The sequence below is a fragment of the Candidatus Babeliales bacterium genome (assembly GCA_035288105.1).
In the GTDB taxonomy this organism is placed as follows: domain Bacteria; phylum Babelota; class Babeliae; order Babelales; family Vermiphilaceae; genus SOIL31.
Map to the genome: position 1 here is coordinate 1 of DATEAY010000063.1, position 14,113 is coordinate 14,113.

The window sequence follows — 14,113 nt, forward strand, 5'->3', positions numbered from 1 at the left end:
TGAATGCATTTACTGCTTGTTTTCGCTGTTCTAAGCCATCAGCTTTATTGACATCATCTTGCCCGCAGAGGGAAAAAAATACTATTGCATTGATACTCGCTAATCCAAAAATACACAAAAAAAATACTTGTTTATTCATTATCCAATGATTCCTCTTTATTTTTTGGAATTTTTTATATACCCATCATAAAATGATTTTCCAAGACCTGCGCAAGCACCATATCTTGACAAGCAGAAGGATCTTCTGTCTCCAAAATAACTGTGTGCAACATAGGACAATACATACATTTAACTGTTATTTCACCCCAATGAGCCATACCATCAGGAGCGCCATAAAAACGGCCTGGTTGCAAGGTTGTTACATAATGACCCGTTTCATCTTTTTTAGCGTATTTTAATCTTCGTCCTTTATGCTTTCTTATCAACCGAGCAGAAATAATTGAAACATCGCCAAACACCTTATTAATCTCTAATGTACAAGGCATTGGTTCTGATGAATTATGATATATATTTTCACTAACCGCTGAGAAGATATAGTTGCTAACAAAACAAAATATAAATACCAAAGACGTTAAAAAACTTATTTTTTTCATAAGATCTCCTTATAAGGATATTTTTCTTCATAATCATCCCCTTCCCCTAACAAAACTTTATCTTTTTCCTAAGCTTTATTTCTAAATCCCCTATACTACAATACTACCACACGACCGACCGACGGTCAACAGGGGTAGGAAAAAGGGGAAACAAGGATGAAAGCAACGGTATGGAGCGATAAAACGAAAAAAGACATATACTATGCCCACATTATTTTTTTGAGCACTGCTTTGTGAGATTAATTGTTTTTCAATGGACATCATTGATTTGAGAAAATACGACGGAAGTTACAAAGAAAAGAAAATAGTGTTAATTCGCCAGATTATTCAGCATAAATCCAAATGATCCTGATTGAGCTTTTAAAATAGCCTCCACCAACCCAGGAAACGCCTGCATTCTACGCAATAAATCTGCTTGCGGCCATGGATATATTCCCGTATCGGTCAAAAACTGAATTCCAGAAATAATAAATTCAGCACACTCAAGAGGCGTATCTGTATGAAATATCCCTTCATCGCAACCCTGACGAATCAATTTTTCATACAAAAAAGCTTCATTAACTATCATAACGGCAAGCAGCTGCGTATGCATGGCAGCATTGCCTATCTCGTGAAGACTTTCAAGAATATTGGGATATTTTGCAGCCATGCTATCCAACTGCATCACCGCGCGAATTTTGTCTAAAGCATTACCAGTTGTTTTTTCTATAGCTATCTGTTTGCGTTCGCTATCTTCTCTAATGATGTCTTCGACAACGGCCCTGAGCAAATCTTCCTTACTTTGGAAGTAATAAAACAGCGTACCTTTGGCAATATCCACTTCATCAACAACTCTTTGCATAGTTATTTTATCATAAGATTCTGTTTGAAAAAGACGTCGTGCAGTTGCTATTATTTCCTGCTTACGCTCTTGTGGTGATTTGGTAATTCTAACCATTTTACTATCCTTTTTTATTAAAGTTTTAACAAAAAAAAAGCGAAGTAGAGTTATCGAAAATGACTCTGAACTAAGATGTTAAATATGAGCAGTTTACTTGAATTCAGTAAAAGATTAAAAAAATAAAAAAAATATTATTGATGCTTCAAAAAAGCAACTTCGGAATTGGCTAAATAACGCCACTGGCCAACTTCTAACTTGGCTTTAGTCAACCCTGAATAGCCTGCACGATCAAGTTTTCTGACATCGTAGCCCAGTTTTTCGAAAATACGGCGAATGATGCGGTTTTTGCCACTATGGATTACGACGATGAGGTTTTGCTTTGGTCTATCGTGAAAAAAGTGAGCCTCATCAACTTTGATAGGACCATCTTCCAATTCAAGGCCAGATAGTAACTTGTTCATATCGGCCCGAGTAAAGGCTCTATCAAGTTGTACATGGTACACTTTTTCAACTTCAAAGCGAGGATGTGATAATTTAAGGGCTAATTGCCCATCATTGGTCAAGACTAATAGCCCTGTTGTGTTACGGTCAAGACGACCAACAGGATATATACGTTGTTTTACTTCTTGCGAAATAAGATCCATCACACCATGGCGATCAAGATCATCAGAAACGGTTGTAATGCAATTTCTAGGCTTATTGAGTAAGATATACACCTTCGATTCTGCACGAATAATATTATTGTTTACCCGTACACAATCATTAGGATTAACCTTACATCCAGGCTCATTGATCATGACGCCATTGACGGTGACAACCTTAGATTTAATGATGTCTACCACTTTACGACGAGACGCAACGCCCGCTTGGGCAAGGTACTTACTTAATGAATCAGGTCTACTTTTATTTGTATTCATACTGTAAGTATACCTGATTTACTAGATTTTTATACAAAAACTAATAGTTACATCATTGTTTTTAAGCGTTTTCTACCTTTTTTAATCAATTGGCCGACTATTATCACCAATTTTTTGGCATCCTCATAGCTTTCCATGATCATTCTTCTATTCCGCTCAAGCTCTAAAGCAATTTTTTGTGTATATAGAGGAGACCCTTCAACAAAACCTGCTTGCTGAGCAAACTCATTATATTTGGCAATGGTATCTTCCGGATGATATGTATCGATTAAAAACTCTAGATATTCTTTGTATAACGTCAATGTCTTCACTTCTTTGCTACTTAAGCGAAGGCTTCTATCATTCAACATGGCAGTGAAATTTTTGCATGCAAGCGCACACAAATTATATTTAAAGGCAGAATCCATATCAATAGCACAAAACGAGTCATGTTTTGCATCATAAAAAAGATTGCCACGGTGACGATCATGATTACATAAAAACGTATCCATCGCGACAATTATAAGTAGAACAGGATGCTTTGCCATCCATTGAAGCATATCGCGTCTAAAACCAATCTTTGCCTGCTTAATATTCATGCGAGTGTAGGAAGTATTTTGAGCTTTAATCATCTTGCCAGGTGCAATAGTATGAATTGTTGCTGGCCAATCTGCGCGAGGTTTTCCCGGAAAATCCTTACCTGCAGGAATAATGCGTACTTCATGAGCGATTCTAACGTGATGAGCGATTCCAAATTTTTTTGCAATATGCGCAGTTATTGCATCTCTGACAACACTCACAATTTTGCGAAAACAATTAGATTTTTTTTGTTTAATCAAATATTCATCGTCATCAGGAGAAACTGTCACAAAGCTAATATAACAGAATCTCATTTCTAACATACGCAACAACTTTGCCGCAACATGCTCCATGTCCACCTGATCCAATGTCGCACAAGAAGGTGTTATATAAACAAGTAAAAAAAGTAGGGGAACATGCATCATTCTACTCAAAATTTTCATAATTACTCCAGGTAAAAAGAGACTTCACACTATCGCTTTGGAGTATGTAACAAAAAAGAAACATCAAGCAATATTTTGCAAAAACAGTGGTGGTCATTTATGCTAAAACCTATGAATAAAACTAAAACATCCTTTAAGTGCTCAAACTGTAACTACATAACAATCAAATGGATTGGTTGCTGCCCAGAATGCAAGGAATGGGATTCTTTAGTAGAGAATATTATTTCTACTCATGGCGGACATAATAAAATTCATTTCGGTACTACACCAGCTCAACTTACTTCATTAGCATCAATAGATGTTAATGAACAACCGCGTGTACATTCTGGCATTGGAGAGTGGGATCGCGTTGTTGGAGGAGGACTCGTTCCAGGATCACTCATTGTTATTACTGGTGATCCCGGCATTGGCAAATCTACTTTGTTACTGCAAGTTGCGTACGAAATAGCTAAAACAAAACGCGTGTTTTATTTCTCAACAGAAGAATCATTGCAACAACTTAAAGGCCGTGCAGCAAGACTCAAAATAACTGATAACAATCTTCTTTTTTCTGATGCAGCAGAACTGCATAGTATTATCACAACAGCTCAACAAGAAAAACCTGATTTGCTCGTCATTGATTCTATACAAAATTGCTACATCAATGATGCACACACATTGCCCGGCAGCGCAGGACAATTGCGTGAAGCAGCGTTTCAGCTCATGCGCCTCAGCAAAGAACACAATATTACCGTTATCATCACGGGACATATCACCAAAGAGGGCATTATTGCTGGACCAAAAACATTAGAACACATGGTTGATGCAGTATTTTATCTACAAGGAGAAGATCGCTGGCAAACGCGTATGCTCAGAGCAGTAAAAAATCGTTTTGGTGCAATTAATGAACTCGGTTTTTTTAATATGGAACAAAACGGCTTACAAGAAGTACCTAACATTAACGCTCACTTAATTAGTGAAATATCATACGCTCCAGGATCGGCAATTGTAAGTATTATGGAAGGATCTCGTCCTATACTGCTGGAGTTGCAAGCTTTAACCAATGCATCAAAATTAGCAATACCGCAACGTGTTGTTTCTGGTCTTGATCACAAGCAAGTAGTGCTTATCGCTGCAATTTTAGAAAAATACGTAAAAATAAAATTAAGTATGCACGATATCTTTTTTAAAGTGAGTGGTGGTTTTAAAATAAAAGGAAGTGAAAGTGATCTTGGTACAGCATTTGCACTGCTTTCAAGTTACTTTCAAGAAGCATTACCAGAACGCTCAATAGCACTTGGAGAAATTAGTCTCACCGGACAAATAAAACCAATCAACAACATCAGTCACCTTGTTAAAGAAGCAGAAAAATTTGGTATAACAACACTATTAATTGCAAAAAATCAGACAATAGAAAAAACCTCATGCACTATCAAGAGATTTCATAACGTGTATGAATTGTTATCTCTTTTTGGACAGTGATGAGGTTATTTGTTAATTACCAAATAGTTTGTACTGCAAATAAGAGAGTCCCGCGTATACAGCCCCGGCCCCAATAAGTACACCACCTACTATCTTTTCTTTATTCTCATACAGATAAACCGTTGATTCCATACTTCGTTGTAAAAAATTGCTCAGTGCAGTAACTGCTAAACTTATTTTACCTACCTTTAATGCACTTGCCTGTTCTTGTGCTAACTTAAGACGAGCCAACTCTTGGGCACCTCCCATACGCGTTGACATATCTTTCTTCCTCGCTTCAAATTCTCGGTTTGCATAATAAGCTATGATATTGTAGTTGTTATTTAATCTACGTATAATCTCTGAAACCCTTGCTCGTAAACCCTTCACTTCTTCAGCATTTTCCAACTGATCAAGCAATTGTAAGGCAAACGCTCCCTGAGCTAGTAAATTATCAATCCCCTTCAGCCGAGCAATATTAGATGTAGCCCACGCAGAATTACCTGCCGATGTACCCAGGTAAGCTAACTGACTTTCTGTTTGATAGTAAGATTTAAAGACATCAAGATTTTCACACATATTGACGTATGCTTTTACTTGTCCTAAAATTCCTCTTTCCATGCGTGTATACAGTACTTTATAAGCACCAAAACTGACACCAGCAGCCCCTGCTAAAGCCCATAAAAATTTATTATTTTCTGCAGGCGCATATTCTCCCAATTTATCTAAAAGTTGATATGCTCCTGTTCCCGCTTTGTATGCAGAATATCCTCCCACTCCAACTGCAGCAACTTCTTGTAGACGTCCAAGCCATACAAGCTTCAATTTATCCACATCTGCTTGGGTTAAGTCTGACTTTTTTTTAATATCATTAACTACAGAATAATCGGCTGGCCTCTCATAAAGATCGAACTCAGCTAAACAAGACCCAATACTTGCAAAACACATAACCGCTAACACATGTATATAACGTTTCATGAGCATCCCTGTTTTATATATTTTTGAACTTTTTTAATCGATTACATTAATTATCATTTACAAAAATATCATATTAAGGGGTCAAATAACAAGGTTTTTATCAATTACCAATACTTTCCCAATTGCTTTAGTTAAGGAGCCTGGTACCATTATTATTAGGGTATTATATTAACTTTTTACGCAAGGAACCGTTCATAATGAATAGAATAAGCCACATTTCATTATTAGTGCACAATCAAGATGAAGCTCATGCTTTTTATACTGAAAAGCTAGGATTTGTTGTAACAGAAGGTCACAAAGCAGAAGATGGTACTTGGTATTGGCTGACCATAGCACCTACCAAAGAATCACCTGTTTCACTTTCTTTACTTTTACCACAAACACCAGAAGACAAAGCGTTAGTTGGTAAACAAAGTGGAAGCATTCCTCTTTTTGTTTTATTGACCGATGATTGTCATAAAACAGCTGCGCAATTCAGTGCAAAAGGTGTTACGTTTACTAAACAACCAACCAATGAATTTTGGGGAATTGACGCTGTATTCAAAGATATTTATGGTAACCTGATTGATCTTTGTCAACCAACAGAAGACGATAAATAATAAAACACGTCCTGCGCTTATATCAAAACGCAGGACATGTTTTATTATTACGAATAATTAGATTAGCAAACCATAAAATATGCCATAAAATATGCGCTCTAATTCTTCAATTGATTTTTTTATTTCAAATTCATCCTCAACTTTTTTGCGTGCTGCTAACCCAATAGGTTTCCATATTTCTGGATGCTTTATAACATATTTAATTTTTTTAGCTAATAGTTTACTAGTTTTTTGCGGAACCAAAAAACCGGAAACGCCGTCTTCTATAAGTTCTGGTGTACCAGCATGAACTGTTCCTATAGAAATTAACCCCATTGCCATAGCTTCTTTGAGCGCATTTGCAATTCCTTCTTCATCTCCTTTTGCTGATGTAGTTGATGGTAACAAAAAGATATGAGAGCTATCCAAAATATTTACCACCTGATCCTGGGTTGCCCAACCAAAAAAAGTAACCTTATCGTTCAATCCTAAATCTTTTACCAATCGTTCTAAAAAATGACGCAAGTGGCCACTACCCACAATAGTAAAATGGATATTGTTGTATTTTTTAGAGAGTCTTGCAACTGCTTTGATTGCAAAATCAAGACCTTTTTTCTGAATAAGCCTACAAACGGAAACAAGATGAATAGTTTTTCCTTTTTTCCTCTCATTTTTTCTTTCTTTAAAAAAAAACTGCGTACAATTAATTGCAGAATGATACACTATTATTTTATTTGGATCACAACCGAATTGGATAAGTAATTTTTTAAAATAATCGCATACCGGCAAAAAAAGATCCCCTACTTTAAATAATTCCTCGTATATTTCAGGATTATTTCTCACCGCATTCGATGTTACATCCATTCCTCGTAAACAAACAATTAATTTTTTTCCTTTTATCCAATCTGATAAACTTTCCATTGCAATAATTTTTCTACCCAAAGCTCCTGACTGACAAAAAATAATATCGCACTCCGGAAGCTCTGCAGGAAATTCTCCATAGATAACGGAATCCATTAAGGAATACTGCGCTATATTAGGGTGTCCTGTAACATCATTTTTACGGAATGCAAAAATGCTTACATTATGTCCCTTATCAATAAGCCCAGTCATCATATTTAAAATATATGTCTGGGATGGAGCAGGAAAATATGCAACAACAAAGAGAATATTCAGAGGTCGTGCCTCCAATGTCATCAAGGTATGGAAACAAAAAATAACCAATGCTAATATTGTTTTTTTACTTAATAACATTACTATTCTCCATGATTAAACAGCTTCTTTTTTTTAATTAATCCCAAGTAATGAGTAAAATAATTCTTCTAATTGTTGAATTGATTTTTGGGTCTCAAATTCATCTTCAACTTTTTTTCGTGCTGCCAAACCTACAGCTTCCCATAGTTCAGGATGCTCTATAACATACTCAATTACCTTTGCTAACTTAAAGATACTTTTTTCAGGAACCAAAAATCCAGATACACCATCATCAATCAATTCAGGCGTACCTGCATGCCATGTTGCAATAGAGATTAACCCCATTGCCATTGCCTCTTTTAAAGCATTAGCAATACCTTCTTCATTTCCGTCTGGAGAAGTCCTTGATGGCAATAAAAAAATATGTGATCTATTTAATATAGAAACAACTTGAGCATGAGTTACCCACCCATACAATGTAACTTTATCTTGGAGTTTTAATTGTTGTATCAATAGCCTTAAATAATTTCTTTCTGGACCATCGCCAATGATAGTAAAATGAATATGCGGATATTTTTGAACAACTTGAGCTATTGCTTTGATTGCGTAATCAATTCCCTTTTTCTTAACAAGTCTACAGACAGAAACCAAATGAATAGCGCCTTCGTCCGGCTTTTGTCTTGTTTTAAAAAAGAATTGTGAACAATTAATTGCAGAGTGATGCACAACTATTTTATCAGGATTGCACCCAAGAGCCATAAGCCGTTTCTTGAAATAATCACAAACAGGTAAAAAAAGATCTCCTCGTTTAAATACTACCTTATAAAATTCTGGATTGTTTTGAACAGACAAGCTTGTATCAGCCCCTCTAAAACAAACGGCTGTTTTCCTTTTTTTCAACCATTTGGTCAGTTGGTTCATTGTAAAAATTCGTTTTGCCAAGTAACCAAATTGGCAGAAAACAATATCATAATCAGGCAATTTTTTAGGAAATTTTTCATAAGTAATACGCTGTAAAAGATTATATTTATTCACATTCGGATGAACAAAAGAACACTGATCCTTGTGAAACGAAAAGATTGACACATTATGACCTTTATCAATAAGACCAGTGATAATATTCAAAATAAATATTTGAGAAGAAGATGGAAAATAGCTCACAACAAAAAGTATATTTAGAGGAAGCTTTATTTTTTTAGAAACAATAGTTTCTGAGTATAGATCATCCTCACAATACATTGCACAGATAATGATATAAAAAAAAAGACTCGATAAAATAGTAATTCTTTTACACCCTAACATCTGCCATCTCCAATGATTAATCAATCTCTTGAGATTTATGTGTAATGATTGTATCAAGCAACGATATTAACTTGTGAGCACTCTTATTACTTTTTCTAATCATTCTTTCATAATGTGCTAATTTTCTTCCGATATTATCGGTATATATCTTACTACCTTTATGAAACCCTGCTTTTTTAGCAAAATAATACAGTTGTGCTATGAGGTCACTTGGTTTATGTCTGCATACCAAAAATTTCAATGCATCTCTCATAGCCTGCAATGCAATAATTTCTTCTTTAGTGAAAATAACTACATCATCTTGCATCATACATTTAAGTTTTTTACATGCAAGGAGACATAGATCTTTATTAAACGTATCATCCATATCAATTGCACAAAATGTATCTGTATATGAATCATAACAAAGATTACCGCAATGACGATCAGAATTACCTATCATTAAATCTAAAGCTACTATTATTGGCAATTGCCTATGCCACGTCATATACTTTATGATATCTTTTGTTAATCCTTTTTCATTAAATGTTGCTACATGAGCCCAAAATTGTCTTAATCGTAATGTATTATATTTACTATCTCTCTGTTCACGTACCGTCTTTCCCTGAGCAAGAGTATGTAGTGTTGCGGGCCATGATGGCCTTTTTCCAGGAAATTGATTTTTAAATGGAACAATGGCAACATGATGAGCAATATCAAGATCTTTAGCAACCCATGCAGCAAGAGCATCTCGTACAACAGCTAACTGCTTGTTAGGATCTTTTTTTTGCTTAAGAAGATATACGGTATCCTTAATCATGACATAGCTGACAAAACAATTTCTTGTTTCAACAGTACTTATAAGAGAAACCTTCTCTCTACCAGTGTAGTTAATATGCTTTGATAAAACCGAAGATGTCATAGTAAAAAAACAAAAAAGAATCAGCATTAAAGCACGTGCTACCATAACTTCCCCAATTTCTCTCGCATTGATTAGATAATGAATAGCTTTAAATAAAAAGATTCTATAAGTCAACACTCATGCCACATTATTCAACACAAAACTACCCATTAAAATTATCAATAATTTTATTCACAAGCGATATCAATTTATATGCACTTGCACGACTTTGGATAATTGTTCTTTCGTGCCGTGCTATTTTTTTTGCAATTTTTTCCGTATATGTTGAACTATTTTTGATAAAACCTGCTTGCTCAACAAAAAAATGAAGTTTTTTTATTAATTTTTTTACAGGATATTTACCCAATAAAAACTGAATAGTATCTCTCATACTTGTAAGAGCAAGAATTTCATCTTTGGTAAATTCCTTTTTACGATCTATCATTAACGTTAATTTTTGACATGCAAGCGCTGGTAAATCTCGTCTAAAAATGTTATCCATATCAATTGCGCAAAAAGAATCTGTTTCTGGATCATAAAAAAGATTTGCTCTATGACGATCTGTGTTACAAATAAATAGGTCTAAACCGATAATAATTGGTAATTGTTTGTGCCATGTCATCTGATGTATAATTGTTTCAGTCAGCCATCGATTTACTGATAAAATACTACTTGGTAGCCGTTGTTTTAAACACAAATTATAATATTTACTTTTTGGTTGAGATCGTATAGTTTTACCGGAAGCAATTGTATGAAGTGTTGCTGGCCACGTCACATTCTTTTTTCCAGGAAATTTTTCTTCCGGAGAAATAATCTTAACGGAATGAGCAATGCCAAGATCCTTAGCAATATATGCTGCAAAAGTATCACGCACAACAGAAAATTGTTTACTCACAGTTTTTTTCTGCTTAACAAGATATCTCACGCCATCAATTGTTACGTAACTAATAAAAGAATTGTTTGATTCAAAACCACCAACCAAAATCACTATCTCTTTATATGTATAATTATTTTTAGAAAAAACAGAACATGTCATAGTAAAAAAATAAATGGTAAAAAAAAATCTTGATACCATAACTATCTCCTATTTTCCATCATATTTAACACATTGCAAGCAATTTTACTTCTTCAAAAGCCCATATAATATTGCTTCTAATTTGTCATTTTCTTTCTCTTTATCGAATTCTATTTCAATTTTTTTTGCTGCAGCTATTTGCATACGCGCCCATTTTTCAGGTGAACTGAGCATATAGTCAATAGCCTTACAGATAGCATCTACATCCCGCTCAGGAACAAGAAAACCAGATACGCCATCTTCTATTAATTCAGAATTGCCAGAATGTTCAGTAGCTAGAACAAGAACCCCCACTCCCATTGCCTCTTTCAAAACGTTCGCTATACCTTCTTGATTATTGTTATGTGCAGTAACACTCGGTAAAACAAAAATGTGAGATCTATTAAGAATCTCTGCATACTGTTCATGCAGTAACCACGTAATAAATTTTATCTTATTTCGCAGACCCAACATTGTTACAACATATTTCAATGTATCTTTTAATTCTCCATCACCTATTATGGTGTATCTCAAATTTGGATATTTTTTCAGCAATCGTTCAAATGCCAATATTGAATAAATCAGACCTTTTTTTTCAACAATTCTTCCGGCGCTCACAAGCTTAATGATACCATGTCTCGGTAAATGTTTTTTTCTAAATTTAAATTTTGACCGATCAATGCAAGAATGTTGCACTATAATTTTATTTCTAGAACAACCTTCTTTAATCAATAAACTTCTAAACGCTTTACATACCGGTAGAAAAAGATCACAACTTTTAAAATATTCATCATACGCATGTGGATGTGATTTTAGAAAGCTTGTGATATCGTGTCCACGCAAACATACGACTATTTTTCCTTTAAAATTGTGAGTTTTTCGAATGTCAAAAAGCTTATGTCCCATTTGAAACATAACAATATCATAATCATCAAAAGAAGTTGGTAATTCAAATATGATCCTATTAATAAGATTATATTTGATAACATCTCTTTGGACATTGACAAAATCACCCTTTTCAAAAGAATAAATAGTCACATGGTGTCCTCTATCAATAAGTCCGGTGATCTGATTCATAGCAGAAACATTATTGATTTTTGGAAAACAAGAAACAAACATAAAAATTTTCATTGGTTTTTTGCTCAATGCACAAAAAATTGATCCTGCGGCAAAGAGCAAAAATAAAAAAACAGCGCTTTCAAAAATCAAGAAACATTTCTTATTCATTAGACAGTTCCTACCATTTTTAATCTTCAAAAATATAAACTTCTGATAAATATAATCGCTTATGATCAACTATGGGTAAATATTCATTTTTATACCAATCATACATACGTTCCAGACCGTAGCACACCGAAGTTTGCGGCATATAATTAAATAATTCTTGTGCTTTTTCAATCGAGGCATGTGTATACGGAACATCACCAGAAAAAGTAGAAACATAATTGATTTCTGCGTGCTGTTGCACAATAGTTTCTATAATTTTTACAAAATCTTTCAACACAGTTGGTTCACCGCGACCAATATTTATAATTTCATATCCAAGAGGAGTATCAATCGCTCTAATAATGCCCTGAACAATATCATCAACATAGGTAAAATCTCGAATAGCACTTCCATCTCCATACACGGTGATTGGTCTATGATTATGAATAGCATCCATAAAAATAAATGGTGCCATATCAGTTCTACCACGAGGACCATACACTGTAAAAAAACGCAAATTAGTAATGGAAATACCAAAAAGATGATAATAGACATATGCCAATAATTCACCAGCACGCTTGGTCATACCATAGGGACTTGATTGCTTATCAACTGCATCAGTTTCGCGAAATGGTCCATCTTCACGAACTCCATAGACACTACTACTTGATGCACACACAACGTGTTTTATATCACACTTACGTGCAGCTTCAAAGATAGCTAATGTACCATTATTATTTGTTCTAAAATATTCTTGTGGATTATCTATACTTGTACGAACCCCAGCACGCGCGGCAAGATGACAAATAACATCAGGTTTTTCCCCTAAACACAATTTCTCAATTACACCACTATCACAAATATCAATTTTGTGAACTGAAAGACGATTGTTGAAATCTGCTGCTGTAACTAAAGACAGGTTATATTCTTTGATTCGCTGGTCATATGCATCATTAATATTATCAACAAGAACAACTGAATCGCCACGTTGTAATAATTGTTCTGCGACGTGACTACCAATAAAACCAGCACCGCCTGTAAGAAGAACTTTTTGGGCATGTAATAATGATGAAAAGGTAAAACAAACGATGATTAACAACAGACACAATTCATTACCCTTAATTTTCATTTTAGTCCTTCACTTTTATACAGACGAGTAACTTCACAAAAAATGTAAACAAAACTGTCTATTTAAGTCAAGGACACAAACGAAAGGGCAATAATATTGTACAAAATGAAATATTAAGATGAAGACAAAAAAAACCTCACCATTTCTGATGAGGTCTTTTATTTAATTCTGGCGCTACTTAACTTCCCAGGCCGTTACCAACCAAGTATTCTCAGCGCTGTGGACTTTACTACCGTATTCGGAATGGGGACGGGTGTTTCCCCACAGCTATACACACCAGAAATTTTTTATTCTGATCAACTGAATCTTAACAATCCAATCAATCTAAAAAATCTTTTTATCAAAGTATAATTTAATTGTGATCTTTGAAATATATGTATTAATGAATGCTGAATGAGTTTCCTAAATTTTTATATAATCATGGTTAAAACGTTCGGTCTATTAGTATTGGTTAGCTTAACACATTACTATGCTTACACACCCAACCTATCTACCTCGTAGTCTTCAAGGGACCTTAATAATTTGTTAAAACTTGTCAAATCCGCAAACCGAAGTCTGCTTCTTTGGGGCATTTTAACAAGGGGTATCTAATCTTGGAGCGAGCTTCCCACTTAGATGCTTTCAGCGGTTATCTCTAATAAGCTTGGCTACCCAGCTTGCTCTTGGAGAACAACTGGAACACTAGAGGCTTACCCATCCCGGTCCTTGCGTACTAGGGACAGCCCTCCTCAAATACCCGACGCCCACAGAGGATAAGGACCGAACTGTCTTACGACGTTCTGAACCCAGCTCGCGTACCACTTTAATAGGCGAACAGCCTAACCCTTGGGACCTTCTTCAGCCCCAGGATGTGATGAGCCGACATCGAGGTGCCAAACCTCCTCGTCGATGTGGACTCTTAGAGGAGATCAGCCTGTTATCCCCGGCGTACCTTTTATCCGTTTAGCAATGGCCCTTCCAT

General features: G+C 35.1%; 13 protein-coding genes and 2 rRNA genes. 2 read left to right on the forward strand and 13 right to left on the reverse strand.

The genetic code is table 11. The annotated features are described in order from the left end of the window. Positions 1–173: 173 nt before the first annotated feature. From VJJ26_03390 to VJJ26_03405, 4 genes are all read right to left on the reverse strand, one after another. On the reverse strand, positions 174–593 hold the full coding sequence (locus VJJ26_03390; GenBank protein ID HLC07207.1) for a hypothetical protein: 420 nt from the start codon (positions 591–593) through the stop codon (positions 174–176). A gap of 310 nt (positions 594–903) precedes the next feature. Further along, a complete protein-coding gene (locus tag VJJ26_03395) occupies positions 904–1,530 on the reverse strand; it encodes a TetR/AcrR family transcriptional regulator (protein HLC07208.1) in 627 nt (208 codons plus the stop codon). Positions 1,531–1,664: 134 nt separating this feature from the next. Then, positions 1,665–2,390, reverse strand: a complete 726-nt coding sequence (locus tag VJJ26_03400) for a pseudouridine synthase (protein ID HLC07209.1) — start codon at positions 2,388–2,390, stop codon at positions 1,665–1,667. 47 nt (positions 2,391–2,437) lie between these two features. Then, a complete protein-coding gene (locus VJJ26_03405; protein ID HLC07210.1) occupies positions 2,438–3,391 on the reverse strand; it encodes a hypothetical protein in 954 nt (317 codons plus the stop codon). A gap of 111 nt (positions 3,392–3,502) precedes the next feature. Here VJJ26_03405 and radA point away from each other — a divergent pair, with 111 nt between their 5' ends. Beyond that, on the forward strand, positions 3,503–4,852 hold the full coding sequence (gene radA / locus VJJ26_03410) for a DNA repair protein RadA (GenBank protein HLC07211.1): 1,350 nt from the start codon (positions 3,503–3,505) through the stop codon (positions 4,850–4,852). A 12-nt stretch (positions 4,853–4,864) separates the two neighbouring features. Here radA and VJJ26_03415 read toward each other — a convergent pair whose 3' ends face one another. Continuing rightward, positions 4,865–5,809 (reverse strand): hypothetical protein, encoded by a 945-nt coding sequence (locus tag VJJ26_03415; protein ID HLC07212.1) that lies wholly within the window; start codon positions 5,807–5,809, stop codon positions 4,865–4,867. Positions 5,810–6,006: 197 nt separating this feature from the next. Here VJJ26_03415 and VJJ26_03420 point away from each other — a divergent pair, with 197 nt between their 5' ends. Continuing rightward, positions 6,007–6,408: a VOC family protein gene (locus VJJ26_03420; GenBank protein HLC07213.1), complete on the forward strand. Its 402-nt coding sequence runs from the start codon at positions 6,007–6,009 to the stop codon at positions 6,406–6,408. Between the two features lie 57 nt (positions 6,409–6,465). On the opposite strand, the gene VJJ26_03425 is transcribed toward VJJ26_03420, so the two are convergent. From VJJ26_03425 to VJJ26_03460, 8 genes are all read right to left on the reverse strand, one after another. Beyond that, positions 6,466–7,641, reverse strand: coding sequence for a glycosyltransferase (locus tag VJJ26_03425; GenBank protein ID HLC07214.1), 1,176 nt, complete (start codon positions 7,639–7,641; stop codon positions 6,466–6,468). Positions 7,642–7,674: 33 nt separating this feature from the next. Beyond that, a complete protein-coding gene (locus VJJ26_03430) occupies positions 7,675–8,883 on the reverse strand; it encodes a glycosyltransferase (protein HLC07215.1) in 1,209 nt (402 codons plus the stop codon). A gap of 16 nt (positions 8,884–8,899) precedes the next feature. Then, complete coding sequence (locus VJJ26_03435) at positions 8,900–9,829, reverse strand: hypothetical protein (GenBank protein HLC07216.1); 930 nt, start codon at positions 9,827–9,829, stop codon at positions 8,900–8,902. 97 nt (positions 9,830–9,926) lie between these two features. Next, complete coding sequence (locus tag VJJ26_03440) at positions 9,927–10,838, reverse strand: hypothetical protein (GenBank protein ID HLC07217.1); 912 nt, start codon at positions 10,836–10,838, stop codon at positions 9,927–9,929. Positions 10,839–10,883: 45 nt separating this feature from the next. Beyond that, positions 10,884–12,044, reverse strand: a complete 1,161-nt coding sequence (locus VJJ26_03445; GenBank protein HLC07218.1) for a glycosyltransferase — start codon at positions 12,042–12,044, stop codon at positions 10,884–10,886. 19 nt (positions 12,045–12,063) lie between these two features. After that, a complete protein-coding gene (locus tag VJJ26_03450; protein HLC07219.1) occupies positions 12,064–13,152 on the reverse strand; it encodes an NAD-dependent epimerase/dehydratase family protein in 1,089 nt (362 codons plus the stop codon). Between the two features lie 166 nt (positions 13,153–13,318). After that, positions 13,319–13,433: ribosomal RNA gene (gene rrf, locus VJJ26_03455) — 5S ribosomal RNA — on the reverse strand. Between the two features lie 139 nt (positions 13,434–13,572). Then, positions 13,573–14,113: ribosomal RNA gene (locus VJJ26_03460) — 23S ribosomal RNA — on the reverse strand; the annotation flags it as partial.